This window comes from Micromonospora psammae, from assembly GCF_036902725.1.
GTDB lineage: Bacteria > Actinomycetota > Actinomycetes > Mycobacteriales > Micromonosporaceae > Micromonospora.
On sequence record NZ_JBAKHM010000026.1, the window covers coordinates 1 to 22522 of the forward strand.

Annotated in this window: 21 protein-coding genes; 10 read left to right on the top strand and 11 right to left on the bottom strand. The window is 73.2% G+C overall.

Translation table 11 applies throughout. The features are described 5' to 3' along the window. Together V6U79_RS24755 and V6U79_RS24760 are read right to left on the bottom strand one after the other, a co-directional pair. Nucleotides 1-291: LLM class flavin-dependent oxidoreductase (locus tag V6U79_RS24755; protein WP_334616000.1), on the bottom strand; the 291-nt coding region annotated here is incomplete at its 3' end. 219 nt (nucleotides 292-510) lie between these two features. Beyond that, nucleotides 511-1071 (bottom strand): NADPH-dependent FMN reductase, encoded by a 561-nt coding sequence (locus V6U79_RS24760; protein ID WP_334525023.1) that lies wholly within the window; start codon nucleotides 1069-1071, stop codon nucleotides 511-513. 104 nt (nucleotides 1072-1175) lie between these two features. Between V6U79_RS24760 and V6U79_RS24765 the strand changes: the two genes are divergently transcribed. The 3 genes from V6U79_RS24765 to V6U79_RS24775 all read left to right on the top strand — a co-directional run bounded on the left by V6U79_RS24765 (nucleotide 1176) and on the right by V6U79_RS24775 (nucleotide 3152). Beyond that, a complete protein-coding gene (locus tag V6U79_RS24765) occupies nucleotides 1176-1652 on the top strand; it encodes a MarR family winged helix-turn-helix transcriptional regulator (RefSeq protein WP_334525026.1) in 477 nt (158 codons plus the stop codon). A gap of 39 nt (nucleotides 1653-1691) precedes the next feature. Continuing rightward, nucleotides 1692-1937: a DUF2283 domain-containing protein gene (locus V6U79_RS24770; protein ID WP_334616001.1), complete on the top strand. Its 246-nt coding sequence runs from the start codon at nucleotides 1692-1694 to the stop codon at nucleotides 1935-1937. A gap of 261 nt (nucleotides 1938-2198) precedes the next feature. Continuing rightward, a complete protein-coding gene (locus V6U79_RS24775) occupies nucleotides 2199-3152 on the top strand; it encodes a TerC/Alx family metal homeostasis membrane protein (protein WP_334616002.1) in 954 nt (317 codons plus the stop codon). Between the two features lie 33 nt (nucleotides 3153-3185). On the opposite strand, the gene V6U79_RS24780 is transcribed toward V6U79_RS24775, so the two are convergent. Continuing rightward, nucleotides 3186-3713 carry a winged helix-turn-helix transcriptional regulator gene (locus tag V6U79_RS24780; protein WP_334616003.1) on the bottom strand — a complete coding sequence of 176 codons (528 nt, stop codon included), beginning with the start codon at nucleotides 3711-3713 and terminating at the stop codon, nucleotides 3186-3188. 86 nt (nucleotides 3714-3799) lie between these two features. Here V6U79_RS24780 and V6U79_RS24785 point away from each other — a divergent pair, with 86 nt between their 5' ends. Together V6U79_RS24785 and V6U79_RS24790 are read left to right on the top strand one after the other, a co-directional pair. After that, the gene (locus V6U79_RS24785; protein ID WP_334616004.1) at nucleotides 3800-5236 is read left to right on the top strand and encodes an MFS transporter; all 1437 of its coding nucleotides are present in this window, start codon (nucleotides 3800-3802) and stop codon (nucleotides 5234-5236) included. Between the two features lie 206 nt (nucleotides 5237-5442). Further along, nucleotides 5443-6633: an MFS transporter gene (locus tag V6U79_RS24790; protein WP_334525040.1), complete on the top strand. Its 1191-nt coding sequence runs from the start codon at nucleotides 5443-5445 to the stop codon at nucleotides 6631-6633. Between the two features lie 18 nt (nucleotides 6634-6651). Here V6U79_RS24790 and V6U79_RS24795 read toward each other — a convergent pair whose 3' ends face one another. Further along, a complete protein-coding gene (locus V6U79_RS24795; protein ID WP_334616005.1) occupies nucleotides 6652-7623 on the bottom strand; it encodes an MBL fold metallo-hydrolase in 972 nt (323 codons plus the stop codon). Between the two features lie 454 nt (nucleotides 7624-8077). On the opposite strand from V6U79_RS24795, the gene V6U79_RS24800 reads away from it, so the two are divergent. The 3 genes from V6U79_RS24800 to V6U79_RS24810 all read left to right on the top strand — a co-directional run bounded on the left by V6U79_RS24800 (nucleotide 8078) and on the right by V6U79_RS24810 (nucleotide 11109). Further along, nucleotides 8078-8755 (top strand): C39 family peptidase, encoded by a 678-nt coding sequence (locus tag V6U79_RS24800; RefSeq protein WP_334525044.1) that lies wholly within the window; start codon nucleotides 8078-8080, stop codon nucleotides 8753-8755. Between the two features lie 240 nt (nucleotides 8756-8995). Continuing rightward, on the top strand, nucleotides 8996-10093 hold the full coding sequence (locus tag V6U79_RS24805; RefSeq protein ID WP_334616006.1) for a hypothetical protein: 1098 nt from the start codon (nucleotides 8996-8998) through the stop codon (nucleotides 10091-10093). Between the two features lie 359 nt (nucleotides 10094-10452). Beyond that, complete coding sequence (locus V6U79_RS24810; protein ID WP_334616007.1) at nucleotides 10453-11109, top strand: hypothetical protein; 657 nt, start codon at nucleotides 10453-10455, stop codon at nucleotides 11107-11109. A 423-nt stretch (nucleotides 11110-11532) separates the two neighbouring features. On the opposite strand, the gene V6U79_RS24815 is transcribed toward V6U79_RS24810, so the two are convergent. The 3 genes from V6U79_RS24815 to V6U79_RS24825 form a co-directional block, all read right to left on the bottom strand. Then, nucleotides 11533-13326 carry a S8 family serine peptidase gene (locus V6U79_RS24815; protein ID WP_334616008.1) on the bottom strand — a complete coding sequence of 598 codons (1794 nt, stop codon included), beginning with the start codon at nucleotides 13324-13326 and terminating at the stop codon, nucleotides 11533-11535. A 111-nt stretch (nucleotides 13327-13437) separates the two neighbouring features. After that, a complete protein-coding gene (locus tag V6U79_RS24820) occupies nucleotides 13438-16230 on the bottom strand; it encodes a LuxR C-terminal-related transcriptional regulator (protein WP_334616009.1) in 2793 nt (930 codons plus the stop codon). A gap of 133 nt (nucleotides 16231-16363) precedes the next feature. After that, nucleotides 16364-17245 (bottom strand): phytanoyl-CoA dioxygenase family protein, encoded by an 882-nt coding sequence (locus tag V6U79_RS24825; RefSeq protein WP_334616010.1) that lies wholly within the window; start codon nucleotides 17243-17245, stop codon nucleotides 16364-16366. Between the two features lie 96 nt (nucleotides 17246-17341). Between V6U79_RS24825 and V6U79_RS24830 the strand changes: the two genes are divergently transcribed. Next, nucleotides 17342-18202: a helix-turn-helix transcriptional regulator gene (locus V6U79_RS24830; RefSeq protein ID WP_334616011.1), complete on the top strand. Its 861-nt coding sequence runs from the start codon at nucleotides 17342-17344 to the stop codon at nucleotides 18200-18202. A 320-nt stretch (nucleotides 18203-18522) separates the two neighbouring features. On the opposite strand, the gene V6U79_RS24835 is transcribed toward V6U79_RS24830, so the two are convergent. The 4 genes from V6U79_RS24835 to V6U79_RS24850 form a co-directional block, all read right to left on the bottom strand. Then, nucleotides 18523-19080, bottom strand: a complete 558-nt coding sequence (locus tag V6U79_RS24835) for a hypothetical protein (RefSeq protein ID WP_334616012.1) — start codon at nucleotides 19078-19080, stop codon at nucleotides 18523-18525. Between the two features lie 73 nt (nucleotides 19081-19153). Next, nucleotides 19154-19300 carry a hypothetical protein gene (locus V6U79_RS24840; protein WP_334616013.1) on the bottom strand — a complete coding sequence of 49 codons (147 nt, stop codon included), beginning with the start codon at nucleotides 19298-19300 and terminating at the stop codon, nucleotides 19154-19156. Between the two features lie 167 nt (nucleotides 19301-19467). Continuing rightward, nucleotides 19468-20370: a hypothetical protein gene (locus tag V6U79_RS24845; protein ID WP_334616014.1), complete on the bottom strand. Its 903-nt coding sequence runs from the start codon at nucleotides 20368-20370 to the stop codon at nucleotides 19468-19470. A 184-nt stretch (nucleotides 20371-20554) separates the two neighbouring features. After that, nucleotides 20555-21022, bottom strand: a complete 468-nt coding sequence (locus V6U79_RS24850) for a hypothetical protein (protein WP_334616015.1) — start codon at nucleotides 21020-21022, stop codon at nucleotides 20555-20557. Between the two features lie 167 nt (nucleotides 21023-21189). Here V6U79_RS24850 and V6U79_RS24855 point away from each other — a divergent pair, with 167 nt between their 5' ends. Beyond that, nucleotides 21190-22509, top strand: coding sequence for an MFS transporter (locus V6U79_RS24855; protein WP_334616017.1), 1320 nt, complete (start codon nucleotides 21190-21192; stop codon nucleotides 22507-22509). Nucleotides 22510-22522 lie beyond the last annotated feature (13 nt).

Sequence of the window (22522 nt, forward strand, 5' to 3'; positions counted from 1 at the left end):
CATCGCGTAGTCCTCGGCGATCTTCACCGGGTCGTTCGTGGTGATCAGCGTGGTGGAGGTGGACAGCAGGATCCGGTTCGTCCGCGCCGCGACGTACCCGAGCAGCGTGGTGGGCGAGGACGGGATGAACGGCGGGTTGTGGTGCTCGCCGATCGCGAAGACGTCCAGGCCCACGTCCTCGGCCAGCTTCGCGTACTCCACCACCGCCTTGATCCGGTCGTGTTCAGAGGGCGTCCGCCCGGTCAGCGGGTCGCGCTGCAGGTCCCCTACGCCGAAGATCCCGAACTGCATCTGACTCCCCTGCCTCATCGTCGCCGTCGCTCGCCCCTGCGAGCGGTTGGTGGTAGGCGTTGCCACACCCGGATGGCGAGAGAGGCCGGTCCGAGCGGTGCCGGTGCCTGGCAGGGACGCCAGGCACCGCCGCTCGGGGCGGCCTCTCTCGATTCCGTCACCGTCGAGCCCGGCGGGACGCGCGACGCTGCGCGTGGGTCCGGCCAGACGGTGGCGTGACTACTTGTTGCGCAGCGGCGCGAGGGCCTTGCTCCAGGCCACGACCTGGTCCAGCGTGGTGGTGAGGGCGGCCTGCTGGTGCTCGTTGGGCTTGAAGACGCTGAAGTTCTCGAAGTCGGTGAACAACGACAGGGCCACCTGGGAGCGCACGTCGGCCATCATCAGCTCACCGGCGATGAGCCGCAGGTGCTCCACGGCCCGGGTACCGCCCACGGAGCCGTAGCTGACGAAGCCGATGGCCTTGTTGGTCCACTCGCTGTAGAGGAAGTCGATCGCGTTCTTCAGCGCGCCCGAGGTGGAGTGGTTGTACTCCGGGGTCACCATGATGAACCCGTCGAACGAGGCGATCTTGTTGGCCCACTCCAGCGTGTGCGGCTGCTGGTACTGGCCCATCGACGGCGGGTAGATCTCGTCCAGGTGCGGCAGCTTGTAGTCCAGCAGGTCGACGAGCTCGAACTCGGCGTCCGTACGCTGCGAAGCCACGTCGTACACCCACTGGCCCACGGCAGCGCCGTTACGCCCCGGCCGGGTGCTGCCGATGATGATTCCGATCCTGGCCATCTGTGGTTCCTTCCTTGGCGACAGAACACCCGGCACGGGCATCCTTGCTTGACGTCGCAACTATAGACCGTGCATTTCCTTCGTCAAGCAAGTAGGCTGGGGTCATGTCCACCATCACACCTGAACCGAAATCAGCCCCGGAAGGGGTGCAACCACTCAGCCCGGACGAAGAAGCCCTCGTCCGGACCCTCAATCGCGTCATCTACGCGCTGCCCCGCGCCCTTGACGCCTACATGGTCCGCGAGCAGCGGCTCCCCTCCATCGACTACCTGACCCTGATGCACCTCTCCGAGGCCCCCGAGCGGCAGCTACGGATGAGCGAACTCGCCAGCGCCTGCGAGATGTCGCTCAGCGGCATGACCCGCGTGGTGCAGAAGTTGGAGGGGCAGGGGTTCGTCCAGCGGGTCAGGTGTGAAGAGGACGCCCGCGGCTGGAACGCCGTCCTCACCGACGCCGGCTTCGCCCGCCTCGAGGAGGCCTGGCCCACCCAGGTGGCCGCCGTGCGCCGGCACTTCCTCGACCACCTGGCGGGCCTGGACCTCAAGGCGCTCGCCAAGGCCCTGGAGAACGTCGCCACCTGAGGGGGTGGCGCGGGCCGTACCTGTGCCAGCCTGACGCACATGTACAAGGAGACACGGGTGACGCTGGTCTGCACCTACGACAGCGTCGCCGACGCGGCCTACCTCTATCTCGACCATCCCCTGCCGCCCGGCGCCGTACAGCGGGTCGTGCCGTTCGACCCCGCTGAGGGCATGTTCGTCCTCGACCTCGACGTCGAGGGCCACGTCGTCGGCCTGGAGGTCCTCGGCGCGAGCACCCGGCTACCCCCGGCGCTCCTGGGCGCGATCCACGACCAGGATCGGTAGCCGAGACGACGGCCGCGAACGGCCGCCAGGCCCGCCGCCGCACCCGCGCGCCTGCCCGGACGGCCCCCGGACGGGTGACGACGGCGCCGCAACCGCCTCGTCCGCCCCCACCGGCTGGCTACGATCATCGGCGCTGCGTCGCGTCGACCGGACACCACCGGCTCGTTGGCTGCTCCGCTCGCAGTAGCCGCCTGCCTGATCCGGCTGCCTCGGCGGCTACAGCCGCCGGCCATGCCTCGGTGGGATGCGGAGGGGCACCAGATGGACCAAGGGACGTTCGCGGCCCCGCTCTGGGCCTGGGCGGCGATCGGCGCCGTCATCGCCGTCATGCTCGCGGTGGACGTGCTCTCCCACCGCGACAACCATGTGATCGAGCTGCGCGAGGCGCTGATCTGGACCGGCGTCTGGGTCGCCGCCGGACTGGCCTTCGGCGTGGTCGTCTGGCTGGGGTGGGGCGGCGAGCCGGCGATCGCGTACTACTCGGGCTACCTGCTGGAGAAGGCCCTCTCCATCGACAACGTCTTCGTCTTCGCGCTGTTGTTCGGCTATTTCCGGGTACCCGCCGAGTACCAGCACAAGGTGCTCTTCTGGGGGGTGGTCGGGGCGCTCGCGTTCCGGCTGGTCTTCATCTTCGCCGGGGCGGAGCTGCTGCACCGGTTGGCCGTCGCCGGCTTCGTGCTCGGAGCCTTCCTGATCTGGACCGGATGGCGCCTGGCGGTGCGCGGCGAGCCCGACGTGGACCCCGAGCGCAACGTCGTGGTCCGGCTCTTCCGGCGGATGGTCCCGACCGAGCCGCACTACCACGGCAGCCGGTTCGTCGTACGGATCGACGGCCGGCGCCGGGCCACGCTCCTGCTGCTCGCGCTGGTGGCGATCGAGGCGACCGACATCGTCTTCGCGATCGACTCCGTGGCGGCGATCCTGGCCATCACCACCAACACGTTCCTCGTCTGGACGTCGACGGCGTTCGCCGTGCTGGGGCTGCGCAGCCTCTACTTCTGCCTGGCCGGGCTGCTGCGTCACTTCGGCTACCTGCGCTACGGCCTGGCGGTGCTTCTGGCGTTCGCGGGCACGAAGCTGATCCTGGCCGAGACGCCGGTGGGAAAGCTGCCGCTCTGGCTCACCCTGCTGGTGGTGGTGCTGACCCTCTCGACCTCCATCGGCTGGAGCGTGGTGGCCGCGCACCGGGAACGACGCCGCCAGGCCGGCCCCTGAGCCCGCCAGGGGCGTGACCTCCGCTCCAACGGCTCAGAGCAGCGGTTGGAGGAGCCGGTGCGGGCGTCGGCGCAGTGCGACGCTGACCGGGTCCTGGCGCGGCTGGGCGGGTACCCCCGGGCCGGTGTCGGCCTCGATGTCGCCGGGGGCCACGTCGGTGAGACCGCAGGCCGGGCAGCGGCTCACCGGGTCGAGTTCGGTGCCGCAGGCGGCGTGCCGGAAGGTCCGCAGCGACTCGCCGGTGGAGAAGTGCCGCTCGCCCCACCGCATCAGCGGGAAGATCACGGACCAGAGCTCGGTGCCCCGCTCGGTCAGCAGGTATTCGTCGCGGGGCGGGGAGTCCTGGTAGCGGTGGCGTTCGAGGATGCCCGCCTCGACCAGGGTGGCGAGCCGGTCGGCGAGCACGGCCCGGGGAATGTCCAGGTGGCCGAGGAAGTCACCGTAGCGGCGTACGCCGTAGAAGGCGTCGCGGATCACGAGCAGCGTCCACCGCTCACCGACCAGTTCGAGCGCCCTGGCCAGGTAGCAGTTCTGCCCCTCGTAGTTCTTCCCCAGTGCCACACGGCGATCCTACCCCCGGTCGGTTCATTCAACGAACCATTCCTGCTAGCCTCGGTTCATTCACCGAACCGAGAGGCTCATTCCGCATGTCGACATCCGCCGGCGTCACCCCACCGTCCGCCGACGCCCCGGTCCCGGAGGCGACCCGCTCCGGCTCCCGGGCCCTCTTCGCGGTCTGCGCCGCGACCCTGCTCGTGCTCATGAACTACACCGCGCCGCTGGCCGTACTGCCGCAGACCGCGCGGAGCCTCGGAGCCGACCTCACCACCCAGACCTGGCTGATCAACGCGATCACCCTCGGACTCGCGGCCACCCTGCTGGTCGCCGGCAGCCTCGGCGACGACTTCGGACGACGCCGGATATTCCGGGTCGGCCTCACGCTGCTGGCCGCCGGCACGGTCGGCGCCGCCGTCGCCCCCGACGCCACCTTCTTCATCGCCGCCCGGGTGCTCCAGGGCGTGGCCAGCGCCGGGATCCTCGCCGCCGGGCTGGGCCTGCTCGGACACGCCTTCCACAGCAACCACGGACGGTCCCACGCCACGGCCCGCTGGGCGTCGATGCTCGGCGCCGGCATCGCGCTCGGGCCGATCGTCGCGGCCGCGCTGACCGCCCTCGGCAGTTGGCGCTGGTCCCACCTGGTCCTCGCGGCGCTGGCAGCGGTGCTGGCGGCGCTCGGCGGCCGGCTGCTCCCCGAGTCCCGCGCCGATCGGATGGCCCACATCGACGTACCCGGGGTGCTGACCCTCGGCGCGGGCCTGTCGCTGCTGCTCGTCGCCGTCACCGCCGGACGCACCGGCTGGCTGCGGCCGGCGGTGCTGATCCCGCTGGCGCTCGGGGCGCTGCTGCTCGCCGCCTTCGTGGCGATCGAGGCCCGCGGCCGGGCACCGATGCTCGACCTCGCCCTGTTCCGCCGGCCGGACTTCCGGATCGCCACCATCGGCGCGTTCTTCACCGGACTCGCCGCGCTCGGCCCGAGCACCGTCCTGCCGACCCTGGTGCAGCGGTTGGTCGGCCTCAGCGCGCTGGGCACCGCCGGGCTGGCCTTCGTCTGGGCGGGCACCGCGTTCGTGGTCAGCAACCAGATGCGCCACCTCGGCACCCGCTCCGCGCCCAGCCGGCAACTCGCCCTCGGCTTCGCCCTGACCGCCGCCGGCTACCTGACCATGCTCGGCTACGCCGGTGCGCACTCCTGGATCCGTACCATCCCCGGGCTGCTCATCTCCGGGGCGGGCAGCGGGCTGCTCAACGCGGCACTCGCCCGGCTCGCCGTGTCCAGCGTCCCGGCCGACCGGGTCGCGATGGGCTCCGGCGCCAACAACACGGCCCGCTACGTCGGCTCCGCATTCGGCGTGGCGGTCTGCGTCACCGTCGCCTCCAGCCTGCTGCCGGCGGGCCGGACCGGCGGCTTCTCGGCGCCCGGCGCCGACGCCGTCCTGCTGCTCGGCGCCGCAGTGGCCCTGATCGGCGCCGCGACGGCGCTGATCCGTCGGCGCGTCGGCACCCCGGCCCCGGCCACGGCCTGACCCAGCGGTCCGGCGCGGGGCCCGACGCCGAGGGCGACGTGGTCCCGCGCCGGCCACCGCCGGGCCGGACCCGACCCGTTGGGCGAACCGGGTGCCGCCGAGCCGATTCGGGTCGCGTGCGAGGGGTCGCACCGGGTAGTCCGCTGCGGCCCGTCAGGTCGACCTCGCCGGGCCTCGGCATGCCGCACACCCGAGGAGCAACTCTGATGAGTACCGCCGCACCGGGACGCCTTTCGCCCGGAGTCGCCCTGTTCCTGCTCGCCTCGATCCTCGTGTCCTTCGTCGCCGCGTCGGCGGCCCCGACCCCCCTCTACGGCATCTACCAGGAACGCTGGAACTTCTCGCCGACCACGACGACGGTGGTGTTCGCCGTCTACGCCGTCGCGGTGCTGGCCTCCCTGCTCACGTTCGGCAAGCTCTCCGACCATCTCGGGCGGCGGCCGGTCCTGCTCGTCACGATCGCGGTCCAGGCCCTCTCGTTGGTCATCTTCATCCTCGCCAACGGGGTGGCAGCGCTGCTGGTGGCCCGCGTCGTACAGGGGCTGGCGACCGGCGCCGCCACCGGCGCCGTCGGCGCCGCCATGCTCGACATCAACCGCGTGCGTGGCACGCTCGCCAACTCGATCACTCCCGGTATCGGTACCGGTTTCGGCGCCCTGCTCTCGGCGCTGCTCATCCAGTTCCTGCCCGCGCCGACGCGGCTGGTCTACGTGGTCCTGCTGGTGATCCTGGCGATCCAGGGCATCGGGGTCGTGCTGATGCGGGAGACGGTCACGCCGATGGCGGGAGCGCTGCGGAGCCTGCGACCGGATGTCAGGCTGCCCCGCGCCGCGCGCGGTCCGGTCCTGGTCGTCGCTCCGGTGGTCTTCGCCGTCTGGGCGCTGGCCGGCTTCTTCCTCGCGCTCGGCCCGGCGCTCGTGCGCGCCCTCATGAACACCTCGATCGTGGTCGGTGGTCTGGTCGTCTTCGTCTTCTCGCTGTTCGGGACGATCGCCATCCTCCTGCTGCGCAACGCCGCCGCGCGGACCGTCATGCTCACCGCGATCACCGCACTCATCATCGGCATGATCATCACGGTGGTGTCGGTCACCGTCGAATCCATCCCCGCCTTCTTCGTCGGCCTCGCGTTCGGCGGCGTCGGCTTCGGTGGCGGATTCCAGGGCGCCCTCAAGACGGTCATGCCGCTGGTCGAGGCGCACGAACGCGCCAGCGTGCTCTCCCTGCTCTACATCATCTGCTACGTCGGTTTCGGCCTGCCCACCGTCATCGCCGGCTTCCTCGTGGTCTACGGCGGCGGCCTCCCCCAGACCGCCAACGAGTACTCCGTCGCCGTCATCCTCCTCGCCCTGGTCGCCCTGCTCGGGCTGCGCAGGGCCAGGAAGGCGTCCGCCGGCTGAGCACGCGGAGCCGGACGGTCAGGGTGCGATGCCGAACGGGCCCATCCGGCCGTAGTCCAGGCGCAGGGCCTCCGCCATGGACCAGGCGTTCGGCAGCGTGAACAGGTCCGCACCGCCCAGCCGGTCCACCCATCGCGGCACCATCTCGTCCGCCGCGCGAGCGGCCACCGCGTCGAGGTACGCCTTGAAGACGGCCCAGACGTTCCGGGGGTCGACCGGCGCCATGATCTCCGGCAGATCGACCGAGGAGAGCGCCGCCTCCGTGGTGCCGCGCAGGTCGTCCAGGTATTCGATCTGGGTCCTGACGTCGTCCGGGGTGCCCACCCGGTTGACATGCCCGCCGACGAGCTTCTCGAAGGGGTATTCCAGCGCCTGCTCCTGTGCCGTGACGAAGCCGGGGACGCTCGCCGAGATCGCGAGGTTCGAGAAGGGCACCCAGCCGGGGAAGACCACGTCCACGAGCATGAGGACGCGCTGCGTCGGGGCGAAGACGAAGATGTTGCCCTCGGCGTGGTTCGGCCCCTTGTAGTCGAGCTGGAGGCTGTGGTCCCCCGCCTCGATGGTGAGGGTGTCGTCGAAGACACGCGTCGGCCGGGGCCGATGGGGATCGTTCAGGAGCGCGAGCCGCTCGGCGGTGATGCGGTGGGCGTAGCGAGGCACGTCCTCGGGGTAGACCGACATCGCGCCGACGTGGTCGGAGTGCTGGTGGCTGTAGACGACGTGGGTGATCGGACGGTCGGTGACGCCGCGGATCGCCCGGAGGATGTTGTGGCCGAGGGTGGGCGGCGCGTCGACGGCGACGACGCCCTCGTCGGTGACCACGAACATCATCTGGTACATGCCCTCGGAGACCCAGAAGACACCGTCGGCGATTTCCTCCACGACGTACCCGGCCTCGGGTATCTCCGGTCCTCGGGCCACCGGCGGCACCGGCGCCTTCGGCAGTTCCCTGGCACGTCGCGCGTCGTCGGAGTAGGGGGACGTCGGCATTTCGCTCTCCCTCGACCGGGCCCGGGCCCTTCGCGTGCTGAAAGGTACGTCGGGACCGCGGCAGCGCCGCCGGACCCCCACGACCGCCGATCATCCTGGCGACGACACCCGCGGCGGCGCGGTACGCACCCCACTCACCCCGATGAGGTACGCCGGGACGCAACCGGACACCGGGCCAGCCGGCTCCCGACCGGTCGGAGACGCCCCAGAGGGGCGACACCGCCCCGAGAGGGCACGGCGCATCGGGACGCCGCACCCGCAGGCGACAGGTACGACACCTTTCCCACCGCCGACCAAGCCGACGCCGGGCCAGACCCGGGACCTGCGGGGCGGGATTGCGCGAAACCGTCTCCGCCTCCTCGCGGACCCGCGTATGCTCCCGGCGTTTTCGCGGAACCGGGTCGGGTAACCGACGGTCGACAGCGCGGGAAGCCAACCCGATGGGAGCTTCACGATGAACTCGCTATTCCGCAAGAGTGCCCTGTCCGTTGCCGGTCTGGTGTTCACCGGCGGCGCCGTCGCCGGTCCGGCGATCACCACGCCGGACGCCCCGGTCGACAGCCGCCCCGCCATCACGACGCAACCCCAGCCCCAGCCTCAGGCGCAGCCCCCGCCGCCTGCGGGCGAGGAGGACAAGCGGGTGCTGCCGCACGACTACCAGAGGCAGCCCAACGAGTACTACTGCGCACCGGCGGCGACCCGCATCGCGCTCTCCACCCAGGGCAAGGCCCTGCCCCAGCGCGAGGTCGCCAAGAAGCTCGGCACCACCACCGACGGCACCAACTCCGCGGACGACACCACCCGCGTGCTCAACGAGGTGACCGGCGGCGGCTACGAGACCACCCGGATCGAGGGCCCGACGGCCCGCCCCGAAGATGTCGACAAGCTGCGCACCGAGGTGGTCGAGGCCATCGACGCCCGGCGCGGCGTGGTCGCCAACACCACCGGGACCGCCGTCGACACCGAGGGCGAGCGACACTCGTTCCCGGCCGGGCACTACACGAGCATCGTCGGATACCGGGACGGCGGCGAGGTCCTGAAGATCGCCGACCCGTACGACCCGGAGAAGCACTACTGGATGACCGACGAGAAGGTCGCCGACTGGATCGCCGAACGCGGCTACTCCAGCTGATCCGACCGCGGCACGGAGCGGGCCGGGGACCCCCGAGCGGGGACCCGGCCCGCACCCCTGTCCGGCCCCACGCCGCGCCGACCGTAAAGACGGCGATGCGCGCGACGCGCAAGAGCAACGTCGGTCGTTGTGCGGATGACGCCAATCCCGCGTGTCGGAAGGTGACCGATCGCGCACGTGCGGCAACAATCAGCGGTTGTTGCCAGTTGTGCAGGCGGAGGAGTCGGGAGGGTGCCCGGGATGCGGTGTCGCGGCCCTCGACTCGCCCGGGCGACGGTGCGGGGACTGCTCCTGCTCGGCGGCGCGATCGCCACCTGGGGCGCCTACGACACATTCGCCGACGACGCCGCGCAGGCCGCCGCCGAGCCGCAGCCGAGCATCGTCGGCGATCTGCTGGGCGGCACCGGGGCAGTCGTCGACAGCCTCCTCGCGCCCCCGAGCGCCCCGCCCGCACCGGCGGCCACGGTCGCTCCCCGTCCCGCCCGGCCGGAACCGGTACGCCAGCCGGCCGCCAAGTCCACGAAGCCGGCCGACGCCCGGCCACCCGCCCGCGTCAAGCCGCACCCCGTCGTACGGGTCCCGCGCGTCGACCTGTCGCCGGCGACGGCGCCGGCCGGCCGCACGGTGGACGCGGCAGCCGGCCCGGGGCTGACCAAGGTCGTGGACGCGGTCGCGCGGGTGCCGCGTCCCGTCGTGGACGCCGCGACTCCGGTGCTGCGCGAGGTCACCCGGAACGAACTCCTCGCCCCCGTCGACGCGGTCGTCCGCCCGGTCGCCGAGCCGATCCTCCAGACTCTGGACCCCGTACTCGCGCCGGTGCTCGAGGTGACCCGGCCGATCCTCGGCCCGCCGGCGGACCCGGTGGACCCACTGGACCCGGTGGACCCGGTGGACCCGGTGATCCCGCCCGGCGACCCGGTGGTCCCGCCCGGTGACCCGGTGGTTCCGCCGCCGGGGCCGCCCGCTGCCGTGCCCACCACCACCGTTCCAGGCGCTACCGCCAACCCCGTCCGCGCCGCGGTGCTGGACCCCACCCGTGCGGTGTCCTCGCCGGCCACGCCTCACCGGACCGCGGCGGAGCGGCAGTTCGGCGGCGACCGGGCGGATGTGGACGCGGCCGCCGACGTGGACACCGGTCCCGTGCACGTCGCCGGCGTCGGCGTCCTGGCGGCGGGCTCCGCCGGCAGTGCCACCAGCTCCGCCGCCGCCGGCCACGGCGCCGCGGCGGACATCTCGCCCCGACCGTGGATGCCGGAGCTGACATCCGGGCGCTGCGTCCCGTCCCGGTGCGACGCGTACGCGCAACGATCGCCGCAGCCCGGCACCAGACCTGCCTGACCCTCACCCCCGCGGTGACGGCTGGCCCACGCCCGGGCCGGCAGCCGCGACCCGACCCGTCGAGTCGCGCGCGCCCCGCCGATCACCGTTCGGGCGACGCTTCGGTGAGCCGTGGATGAACGGCGAGCACCGGCATCGCCCCGCGCACCTTCACGGCGACACCGCCCTGCGGTGATCCGTGGGCGTCCCACGCCCGGTCACCGCGTTGCCCGGTGTCCCCCGCCGCCTCGATCTCACGCCGAAGCGGCCGGCGCGCGCCGGCCCGCCCGAGGCGGACGACGCGGCCTCAGCGCACACCTTCGCCCGACGGGAGAGCAACCGCTCCCACCGGGGACATCGCTGGTCACAGGAGATCCACCATGAGAGACGCAGTGCCCACCATCCGTGCCCGCTGGCACGACATCGCCGATACGGCTGACCTCGTCGCCACCTCCCTGCGAACCTCGGCCCTCGGCGCCTGGCTCGTGCCCCAGGAGGACCGACGAGGTGCCGTCCTGACCGCCGCCTCCCGCATCTGGGTCGAACACGCCCTGCTCTTCGGCGAGGTCTTCCTCCTCGCCGACCGCAGCGCGGCCGCTGTCTGGTTCCACCGCTACCGCCCCCTCCCGCCGCCGGCCAACTACCGCCAGCGCCTCGAGGCGGCCTGCGGTCGCCATGTGGATCGCTTCCAGACCCTGGACCTGATCCTGAACGCCCACCGCCCCACCGAGGCCCACAACCACCTGGCGTTCCTCGCCGCCTCGTCACCCGCCCGCGCGTCCGCCCTGCTCGCCGCCAGTCTGATCCGGATGGACCGGGTCGCGCTGCCCGCCTACGCGGAGGCCACCACCACCGTCGAGGCCGCCATCTACACCCGGCACGGCTACGTCGCCCGCGATCCCTTCGCGCTCCCCGACGGCACCACCGTGCACCCGCTGTGGCGGGTGCCGTCCGGCCACCGGGCCTTCCCGGCGGTCAGATCACGCAACAGTCGACCGCAGCGACCGAGGAAGGAGCTGCGATTGACGGCGACCTGAGGCGCGTAAGACCCGCCCTCGCGGTGACCGCCTCCGCCGAGCGGCGGTCACCGCGCACGTAGGTCCGGCACGGTATGCCTGGCTCCCCCCTTTCCACCACCTACCCGTCCGCCAGGCACCGCAGCGCCACCGAGGATGCCCGGTGCGACCGGGCCGCGGCCCGGGTCGCCCACGCCGCGCGCCTGGCGGTGACCGGGCGCGGGCGAGGCTGGGGATGAGCCCGCGCTGATCGGGCGGGGTTGGCCCGGCGGCGGCCCCGCGCCGTGATCGACTGCCGGAAGCCTCAGTCGCGGGCATCCGGCACGCGAGTGCCGGACCAGTCGTGCGACACGAACGCGGGCTCGTCACCGCGTCGCCGGCGGCCGGGCGGGTGCCCGGCCGCCGGCGGCCGATTTTCAGAACGGTCCGTGGCAGAGCCGATCGTCAGAACGGTCCGTAGCAGAGCGGCGTGCTGATGTGCGGGTAGCAGGTGACCTGGCGGGTGGTGCTGTGCGTCTGGTCGCGGCTGTCCCGGACGGTCAGCGTGACCTGGTACCGCTTGAAGGTGTTGCTGGTGTAGGTGTGCCGGACGCTCTCGCCGCTGCCGGTGGTCCCGTCGCCGAAGTTCCACGAGTAGCCGGCGATGTCGCCTTCGGGGTCGGTGGAGTCGTCACCGTTGAAGGTGCAGGTCTGCGCCTGGCAGAAGCCGTCGAAGGCGGCGGTCGGCGGGACGTCGCCGGCCTTCACCTGGCGGCGTACCGAGTCGGTCTTGCCCTCGTTGTCGGTCACCGTGAGCTTGACGCTGTAGTAGCCCGCCTTGGCGTAGGTGTGCGAGACGGTCCGGCCGGTGCCGGTGCTGCCGTCACCGAAGTCCCAGGCGTAACCGGTCACCGTGCCGTCGGAGTCGGTGGCGGTGGCGGCGTCGAAGGAGCAGGTGGTGTTGTCGTTGGAGCAGGCGGCGGTGAAGGCGGCGGTGGGGCGGCCGGGGTCGCGCGGCGGCGCCGGGTAGCTCTTCTCGTCGCTGACGTCGAGCAGCGGCTCCTTGACCCCGTCGCCGGACTCGTCGGTCCAGTTGGTGTTGGCCGTCTCCAGCAGCTTCTCCCGGATGTCCTCCACCTCGTCCCGGCCGGTCGGGTCGTTGTCGCCGGTGGCGAGCAGGGCGGCGGCCCCGGCGACGTGCGGCGACGCCATCGAGGTGCCGGAGAGGGTGCTGTACCCGCCGTCCTTGTAGGTGGAGTAGATGCACGCGCCGGGCGCGGCGATCTCGACGGTGGCGCCGAAGTTGCTGAAGTCGGCGAGCGTGTCGTCGGTGTCCGTGCGGCAGGTGCTGGCCGCTCCGCCGCCCGGCTCGCCGTTGAAGTCGGCCAGCGCCGACACGGTGATGACGTCGGGGTGGTTGGCCGGGAAGAACGACTTGGCGTCCTTGTCGTTGTTGCCGGCCGCCACGGCGAAGACCACGCCCTTGTCGACCGCGTTGGTCAGGGCGGTGGTCAGGGCGTTGTCGGTGCACCCGTCGCAGCCGAGGCTCATGTTGGCCACCTCGATCTCGTCGGCGTGCGCGGCCACCCAGTCGACGCCGGCGGTGACGCCGGAGAGCTGGCCGCTGCCGCCGTTGTCGAGCACCCGGACCGACCAGATCCGGGCCCCCGGGGCGACCCCGACCACGCCGATGCCGTTGTCGATGGCCGCTGCGGTGCCGGCGACGTGGCTGCCGTGACCGTTGCCGTCGTCGCCGGCGCCGTCGGTGCAGGAGGTCTTGTTCACGCAGTCGGTGCGCTCCACCACGTTGAGGTCCGGGTGGTCGGCGTCGACCCCGGTGTCGATGATCGCGATGTCGACGTCGGCCTCGTAGTCGGCCGTGCCGTTGAGCTTCAGGTTGGCGTTGTCGTCGGCGAAGATCCGTCGGATGCCGGTCGGCACATCCTGCGCCGTGATCGTGACGACCTGGTCGCGCTGCACCGACACGACCCGCGAGTCGCGGCGCAACGCCTCGGCGGCCCGGTCCGGCAGCGTGACGGCGAAGCCGCTCAGCGCGTGCCGGTACACGTGCTGGACGCGTCCCCCGTGGCGGCGGGCCTGGTCCGCGGCGAGTTTGTCGGGGTCGGCGGCCCCGTCGCGGAGGGTGACGATGTAGGTGGTCCGGGGGCTCTCCGCGGCGTGGGCGGGGGTCGCCGTCGCCATCGGGACCAGGGCGAGCGCGAGCCCGCTCAGACAGGCCCCAAGCTTCGTGGGTCGCACGGTTGCTCCTTCTTGCGGATGAAGGGGACGGGGTACGCGGCCGCGTCCCCACACCATCCACGTCCGTCACTGCGAGGAACAATCGGGGCATCGGTACGTAGGGGTACCTATCTAATGCCCGGGCAGCGCGACCCGGTGCCGGGAATCCGCGCCCAGCTTGCGCAGCACGTTGGCGACGTGATGCTCCACCGTGCGGGGCGACAGGAACAGCACCTCGGCGATCTGCCGGTTGGTCCGCCCCAGGGTGAGCAGCCGGGCCACCTCCTGCTCCCGGGGGGAGAGCCCGACGCCGTACCCGCGCCGGCCCCGCCGCTGCGCCGGGGCCGCACCGTGGCTGCGGGCGAGCCGGTGAGCGCGGGCGGCGTCGTAGACCGCGCCCAGGGCGGCGAAGCGTTCCGCCGCGGCGACGAGCCCGTCCGCGGCCGGCTCGCCCCGGGCCAGGGCACAGCGCGCCGACGCCTCGGCGGCCTGGGCCGCGTCGTACGGCGTCGGCAGGGCGGCGAACGCGGCCTCGGCGGCGCGGTACCAATCGCCCGCCGCGACCAGCTCGCCGGCCTGCTCGGCCACCGACGCCCGGCACATGAGCAGAGTGGCGGCGGTGTACGGGCAGTCCTTGCCCGCGGTCCCGTCGCGGAGGTCGGCCACGACCCGGCGTGCCTGGTCCAGGTGCCCGGACCGGTGCAGGGCGGTGACCGCGGCCTGGGCCAGCTCCCCGTGCCAGACCCAGGTCCCCTTCACCCGCGCGGTGTCCAGGGCGTTCAGCGCGTGGGCCGCGACCGTGTCGACGCCCTGGGCGAGCAGCACCCGGGTGTGGGCCGCGGCGGCCGCGGCGACCTGGGGCGCGGAGCCGTCGGCCGCGCTGCGCAGCACCGGCATGTCCAGGTACCGCGCCGCCTCCTCCCACTCGCCACGGGCGATGGCCAGCCTCCCCAGCACCAGCCGGGCGTCACCGGCGATCAGCGGCATGTCCCGGGCCTCCATCGCCACCTGGGCGGCCCGCTCCGCGAGGCCGTGCCAGTTGCCTGTGGCGTAGTCCAGCAGCAGGCCGCTGGCCCGCGCGGAGATGGCCTGGTACGAGGCGCCCGCGTCGGCGGCCACCCGCAGCGCCTCCCGCAGGTAGCGGCCCGCGCGCTCGTGGTGGCCCAACCAGACGCACGAGTCGGCCAGGTTGCCGTAGGCGCGGGCCACCTGCTGGCGTTGCCCGACCGTGTCCAGATGCCCGGTGAGTTGTTCGGCCAGTGACCACGTCTCCGGCTCGCCGAGCTGGGCGAGCAGCGAGAGCCGGTTGACGAAGACCGCGGTGGACAGGGCCGGGTCGCGGCCGCGCGCGGCGGCCTGCTCCGCCTGCCCCACCCACCAGCGGTGCTCGTCGACGTGTCGGGTGCCCCAGTACGGCATGCCGAGCGCCGCCATGCCCCGCCCCGCCAGCGCCGGCCGGCGGCGCAGCTCGCCCACCGCCCGGGTGATCTCGGCGCAGCCGCGCTCCGCGAGCCCGGCCTGGTTCATCAGCAACAGGCCCAGGGCGAGGCGGAGCTCACCCCGACTACCCGCCGGCAGGTGCGGGTCCTGGAGGATCTGCTCCAGCAGCGCCTGGGTCTCGCGGTAGCCGAGGCCGGTGAGCGCCACCCGGCCCAGCTTCAGCGCGAGCCGGGTGCGGGCCGGCCCGGTGACCATCGGGTCGGCCAGCGCCTCGCGCAGCAGCCCGACGGCCCGTGGGGTTTCTCCGGCGGCGACCGCCCGGTCCGCCAACGCCTCGGTGAACCGCAGCACGCGGTCGGGGTCGCCCACCGCCCGGCTGTGCCGCAGCAGCTCGGGCAGCGGCCGGTCGGGGGTGCCGTCGTCGAGTACCCGCAGCGCCGCCAGGTGCAGGCGACGCCGTTCCGGGCCGGGGATCGTCCGGTACACGGCCAGCGCGGCCAGCCCGCTGGCGAAGCCGTACCGGTCGACCGCGACCTCCGCCAGCACACCGGCGTCCAGGGCGTGGCGCAGGGCGTGCCGGACCGCGCCCTCCCGGAGCCCGCCGACCCGGCACAGCGTCGGCTCGCCGGCCGGCGCCTCCAGCACGGCGGCGACCCGCGCGACCTGCCGCGCCGCCGGGGGCAGGGCGGCCAGCCGGGCCGCGTACAGCTCCCGGACCGGCAACGGCACCGGGACGGTGGGCGGCAGGCGCAGGCCCTCCCCCGCCGTCGAGGCGTCGGCCGGCCCCGGTTCCAGCGTCTGACAGAGCTGCGCGACGAGCAGCGGATTACCGGCGGTCAGCTGGTGCAGCTCGGCGGCGACGGCCGCCGTCACCGGGCGACCGGTGAGTGTCCGGGCCAGCTCCGCCACCTCGGCCGCGCCGAGCGGCGGCAGTTCCAGCACCGCCGTGCGGACCGTCGGGGGCGGACGCCAGGGTCGGCCGAACACCGGCGTCCGCACCTCCTCCGACCGGTAGGCGACGACGAGCAGCAGCCCGGGCGGTGGGGCGGCGGCCAGGCAACCGAGCAGCTCGCGGGACCGCTCGTCGGCGTACTGGAGATCGTCCACCACCAGGGTCAGCGCCCCGGTGGCCAGCAGCGCCTCGCGCAGCAGCCGCAGCGTGGCGTGTCCGCCGCCGCCCGGAGCCGTCGACGTCACGCCCGCCGGCCGGGAGCCGCCGGGGGGCACCGCCGACCCGGTCCGCGGGCCCCGCCCGCCCTGGCCGCCCACCGCCGCCAGGATGTCGGTGACGAGGGCGTACGGCGACGGGTCCAGCGCCGGACACGTCACGGCCACGATCGGCGCCGGCGCATCGGCGAGGGCCCGGGAGATCAGGGTCGTCTTGCCCGCCCCGGCGGGGCCGGCCACGATGAGCACGGCCGGACTCGCGCGGACCACGTCGGCGGCGATCCGCAACTCCACTTCCCGCCCGACGAATGCCGGCATCCCGCACCCACGTCACCTCGGCGCCGCATGAAAGGGTGCCGCCCACCCTAATCGTCGACCCCGGGGCAGCCAATCGCTCCGGCACGCTCGTTACCGGGGTGGAACCCGCCGCCGGCCCGGAGCGCGCCGAAGGCTAGCGGGCGCAACCGCCGTCCCGGTCGGGCCGGATCAGCGGTGCCGAGGCGTCGGAATATCCCTTGTGGGCGTAGGGGTCGCGGCCGGCGACCATGACCACGTCCCGGTAGTCCCACTTGCCGATGTGCGTCCCGGCCGGCGGCACGAACCACGGCAGCAGCGACTCCGCGCTCATGTAGTGGTTGACCAGGGCCCGCCGCAGGCCGCGCGGGCTGCGGTTGGGCAGTGACCGGTGCAGGAGGTAGCCGTTGAAGAAGACGATCGAGCCGGCGGCCACCGGCACCGGTACGGCGTCCTCGTCGCGGAACGGGAAGTCGTACGCCTCGCGGGTGCAGTCGAAGCGGGCGTCGTCGTGCTCGCGGTCCGGATAGATCACACCCGGCCGGTGCGAGCCGGGCAGGACCCAGAGGCATCCATTGTCGACGGTGGCGTCGTCGAGGGCGATCCACGCCGCGGTGAGCGAGCGGTCCCGGGTGGGGATGAAGAACTCGTCCTGGTGCCAGGCCTGGCCGGGTCTTCCCTCGCCCTTGGTGAAGAGCATGGACTGCATGGCCTTCACGTTCGGCCCGACGACGGCGGTGAGGACCGGGACGATCGCCGGATGCGCCAGCATCTCGTGCATCGGGCGGGACAGCTTGTGCGGGAAGTGGACGCAGGCGTGCCGGCGGATCACCTCCTCGTCGGAGTCGAGGGGGTCGGCAGGGCGCAGGCCGGGCACCGGTCCGCGTTCGCCCCGGCAGATGCGCAGGGCCTCGTGGCGCAGGCGTCGTACCTCGGCCGCGTCGAGCGCGTCGGGGAGCACGACGTAGCCGTCGGTGTGGAAGCGCCCGGCCAGTTCGCGCTGGGCGGGGGAGATGGATGACGCCATGATGGCAGCCATGGTGCGCTCCTCTCGGCTCGCGGAGATGCGGCAAGCATGCTGGCCGTACCGGCTACCTGACCATGGAGCTTCCTGCCCCGGGCATGGACGATCCTGATGTGGGCGGGCGCCGAGGTGGTGGTCAGGGCGGGGCCCTCGGTGGTCGGCTACCCGCCCGGTTCGCGCTACGGGCCCCGGCTGCTCACCGACTTCGAGCTGGTCTGGCTGCTCGCCGGTGAGGCGCGGTGGAGCTGGCGCCACGCGGGGCACCGCGGCGACCTGGAGCTGCGCCCGGGTCAGCTGGTGCTCGCCCGGCCGGGCGTCCACGACGAGTTCCGGTGGAGCACCCGCCGGCCCACCCGCCACGGCTACGTCCACTTCACCCTGCCGGTCGACGCCGACCAGGTCGCCTGGCCGTGGCGGCGCCGGCTGACGGACCAGGATCCGATCAACGCCCTGCTGCGCTACCTGCTCTGGCTGGGCGGACACCACGGCGCCACCCATCCCCGGGTGGCGCAGGTGGTCGGCGCGGTGGTCGACCTGTTCGTCCACGGCCCGGTCGAGGAGCCGCCACCGGTGGAGCACGGGCCGGTCGACCGGCTGCTCGACGCGGTGGCCGTGGTCTGGGCCACCGGACCACGGCCGGTCTCCCTGACCGAGCTGGGCCGGGCCTGCGCCACGTCACCGGCCCACCTGTCCCGCACGTTCACCGCCCGGTACGGCACCTCGGTGGGCGTCGCGCTGGAGCTGGTCCGGCTGGCCCTCGCCGCCGACCTGCTCAACCGCAGTGACCTGAGCGTCGCCCAGGTCGCCCGCGGCGTCGGGTTCGACGATCCGCTGTACTTCTCCCGACGGTTCCGGCTGCGCTTCGGGCTGGCGCCCTCGGCGTGGCGGGCCGGCGGCCGGGATCCACGGGTGCTGCTCGACCAGTGGGGGCTGGGGCCGCTCGCCTGGCGGCTGACGGAGCGGCACAGCTGAGTGCCGAGCTGCTCGCCCTGCGGCCCCCACGGTGGCACCGCCCGGAGCGCGTCCGGCAGCCGAGGATGACCACCCCACCGTGCCCCGGCGCTGACCGGGCGCGGGGGCGTAGCGGTCAGCGCGGCGCGGCGGTGCTGTCCCGGCTCACCCAGCCGGCCGTCGGCACGTTGTCGAACCCGACCAGCGAGACGTCGCCCGGCACGTCCGGGCCCCACACTTCGAATGGGCCGAGGGCTACGCCAAGCGGGACGTGATCGCGCGCGGCGGCCTGGGGCGCTCCACCGACACCTCGACGCGGAGTGTGGCTACGCCCGGGGGACCTACCGGCGAGGCGACGGCTTCGCCCGTACGGCGTGGGCGGCGGCTCGCGGCAGCGGGCCGACGCCGGTACGGCGACCGGGACGCAGCGCGGCGTGCCGCTGGCCGGGACCGGGACCGTCCTGCGCGGCCAGGGCGTCGGCGACGGCTCCGGTGACGAAACCGTAGACGGACTTGTGCAGCAGGTCGATGACGAGTTCGGGGCGGGGCCAGGTCTGCGGCGGCGCTCCCACGCCGGTGGCGTTCTCCAGGATCTGATCGTTGGTCAGCCGCACCACGGTGAACATCCCCGACGCCCACGCGCCCCGCATCCCGGCCTGCGCCATGACGCCGCGCAGCACGCCGAGGAGCGCGCCCTGGCCGTAGTGCATCGTCAGGTTGCGCCACCGCGGCTGCCGCCGCGGCGACTCCGGCAGGCCGGTCAGCCGGGCCAGCACCCGGGCCGGCACGTGGGAGTCGGGCCGGCCGGTCACTCGCTGCTCCACCTTCTCCGCCGCGGTCATCACCGCCGCCCCGGCCAGGCCCGCGACCAGCCCCTGCCACACCGCACGCTTCAGCATTGCCGAGACCTACCCGCCGGTCGGGCCTTCACACCCGCCCCCTCGCCGACCTGTGCCGGAACTGCCGAGGGCGCTACATCAGCGAGCCCAGCAACAGTCGCTGGCAGTCCTCCTGGTTCCATTGGTAGGGCTTGCCGCCGACGACCGCGGATATCGTTTCCCGACCCTTGTCGGAATAGCCCGGCAACTGCTGGAGCAGCGCCAGGAAGTAGGCGGGCACGGCGTTCACCACGGTGATGGGCAGCCGTACCGGGAGCGCGGACCCGCCTCTCGGCGAGCGTTGGCGCAGCGCGATAGCCGCCCTCGTCGCCTGAGTCGAGCAGTCCCGCTACGGCCGGTCGAGCCGGCTCCCGACGGGAGCCGGCTCGACCGGAGCACCGGGACGGTTCACGCCGTCGCGCAGACGGCGTACGACGTGGCGAACCAGTTGCCGGCGAACGCGTCCTCCTCGTACGCCCCGACGGTGTCGGAGGTCGGGGCCGTGGCGGCGCCCCCGTTGGGGCGGAAGTCGTCGACGACCGCCTCACCGGTCGCCCCGTCCACCTCGTAGCCGGCACCGGTGAGCACCTTCCCGGCCGGGCAGGTCGCGGTGATCCCGCGGAAGTCGGCCGAGTTGCTGGCGCTCAACGCGCTGATCCGCACCAGGCCCGGCAGCGGGTTCGCGCAGATGGCGAACGCGGTCGCGTCCCAGTTCAGGCCGGTGACGTCGGCCTCGTAGGCGCCGACGTTGACGCTCGTCGGCGCGGCGGCGGCACCGCCGTTGGGGCGGAAGTCGTCGACGACGGCTTCCCCGGTGACCCCGTTCAGCTCGTAGCCGGTGCCGGTCAGCACCTTGCCGGCGGGGCAGGCCGCGGTGATGCTGCGGAAGTCGTTGGAGTTGTTGACGCTGGTGGCGGAGACCCGCACCAGCCCGGCCACCGGGTTGGCGCAGATGGCGTACGCGGTCACCGACCAGCTGCCGGCATAGGCGTCCGCCTCGTACGCGGTCACGGTGACGGCGGTCGGCGCGACGGCGGGACCGCCGTTGGGGCGCAGGTCGTCGACCACCGCCTCACCGGTCGCCCCGTTCAGTTCGTAGCCGGTGCCGGTGAGCACCTTCCCGGCCGGGCAGGTGGCGGTGGTGGTGTGGAAGTCGTTGGAGTTCGTCGCGCTGGTCGTCGTGACCCGCACCAGGCCGGGGACCGCGGCGGACGCCGGGCTCGCCGGGACGACCACCGCGGCGGCGGTGAGACCGAGCAGGAGTACGGCCGCACGGGCGCCGAACCGCCGGGATTCCTTCTGTTGACGCATGTTGCTCTCCCGTCTGTGACCCCGACGGTGGTGGGTCGACCACCCACTGGCGGTCGCCGCTCCCGGACGCCGGGGCCGATTCATTGACGGGCTTACGCTAGGTAACTCGCCTACCAGGCATTATCTCCAAGTTGACTACGTCCAGTAGTCGACTGCGCATGCCGAGGCGCGCTGACCGCGCGTCTCAGTAGTGGGCGAGGATCTGGGTGACCGGGTGGCCGAGGAGGGTGGCCACGTCGGCGAGTTCCCGGTCGTCGAGTTCGTACCTGGCGCGGGTCGCGTTCAGGGCAGTGACCTCGAATCGGGCGAAGCCCACCGGCCAGTCGTAGCGGAGCGAGTCCAGCGGGACCACCGCGCCGCAGCACGGCACCGTCACGGCGAGGTCGTCGAAGCTCTCGCCCTGCTCCTCGATCAGGTCATGGAACCACTCCAGGTCGATGTCCCCGTCGCACCGGGAGCACGTGATCCGGGTGGTGTTCTCGCCGGCGTCGATCAGGGTGACCCGGTCGTAGAACTCGTGGTCGACCTGCTCGACCGAGTCGCCGGGGTCGGCGAAGAGTCGCGCCACGTAGGCCACGGCCGCGGTGGCGGCCTCCGGGGTGGGCTGCCAGTTCAGGTCGGTCGGGATCAGCCGGATGTACCCATCGCTCACGGCGGTCAGGATGCCGGACGTCGGCGTCGCTGCCAACGCCGGGTGGTCACACCTGGGGCGGTCCGAGTGCGACCACCGGTGGCCGCCGGACGGATGGAACGGTGCCGCATCCGGCCACCCGCAATCCGAACGTCGACGGCGGTCGCGGGACTAGGCTGATCATCACCATGACCGAGTCCGGACGACGCCGTCGTACCCCGTTGCTGTTGCTCGAGGCGGCGACGTTGCTCTCCGGCATCGGCAACGGGGTGGCCATAGTGGCCCTTCCCTGGCTGGTGTTGGAGCGCACCGGCAGCGCCACCGCCGCCGGGGTGGTCGCGGCAGCCACCGCGCTGCCGCTGCTGCTGTCCAGCCTGATCTCCGGAACGGTCGTCGACCTGCTGGGCCGGCGCCGCACCGCGCTGGTCTCCGACAGCCTCTCCGCCGTCTCGGTCGCCGCGATCCCGGTCGTCGACGCCCTGCTCGGGCTCAACCTCGGGTGGATCGTGGGGCTCGCCGTGCTCGGGGCGGTCTTCGACCCGGCCGGGTTGACCGCCCGGGAGACGCTGCTGCCGGCCGCCGCGCAGGCCGCCGGCTGGCGCATCGAACGGGCCAACGGGGTGCACGAGGCGGTGTGGGGGGTGGCCTTCCTGGTCGGCCCCGGCGTCGGCGGCGTGCTGATCGCCACGATGGGGCCGGGCCCGACCTTCTGGGTCACCGCCGTGGGTTTCGCCCTGGCGGTCCTGCTCGTCGCCGCCGTGCGAGTGCCCGGCGCCGGCCGACCGGAACGGCCACCGGCCGGTCTGTGGCGTGGCACGGCCGAGGGTCTGCGCTTCGTCTGGCGGGATCCCCTGCTGCGGGCCATCGCGCTCATCACCATGGCCCTGGTCGCGCTCTACCTGCCGGTCGAGGGCGTCCTGCTGCCGGCGTTCTTCGTCGCCCAGGGGGAACCCGCCCGACTCGGGGTGGTCCTGATGGCGATGAGCGCCGGGTCGGTCGTCGGCGCGCTCGCCTCCGGCGCCGCCGGTCGGCGGGTTCGTCGCCGTACCCTGATGGCGGTCGCCCTGGTGGTCACCGGCGCGGCCCTGCTGGGGCTCGCGTTCCTGCCGCCCTACCCGGCGATGCTCGGCTTCGCCGTGGTGATCGGCCTCGCCTACGGGCCGGTGAACCCGCTGTCCAACTACGCCATGCAGACCCGCACCCCCGAACGGCTGCGCGGACGGGTGGTCGGCGTGATGACCTCCTTCGCCTACGCCGCCGGCCCGGCGGGGTACCTGCTCGCCGGTCCCCTGGTGGAGTGGCTCGGGCTGCGGTCGGCCTTCCTCGTGCTGGCCGCGGCGCTGCTGCTGGCGGCGGTGATCGCCGCGCCCCTGCCGGTGCTCCGGATGCTGGACGAACCACCGCGGTACCCGCCCGCCCCGCCCGGCAGCACCTCCGGCGCGACGGAGGGGCCCGTCCCGCTGGGCGAGCAGTGGGCTCCCTCCGCACACCGGAACGCCGATCAGTGACCGCCACCGGCGT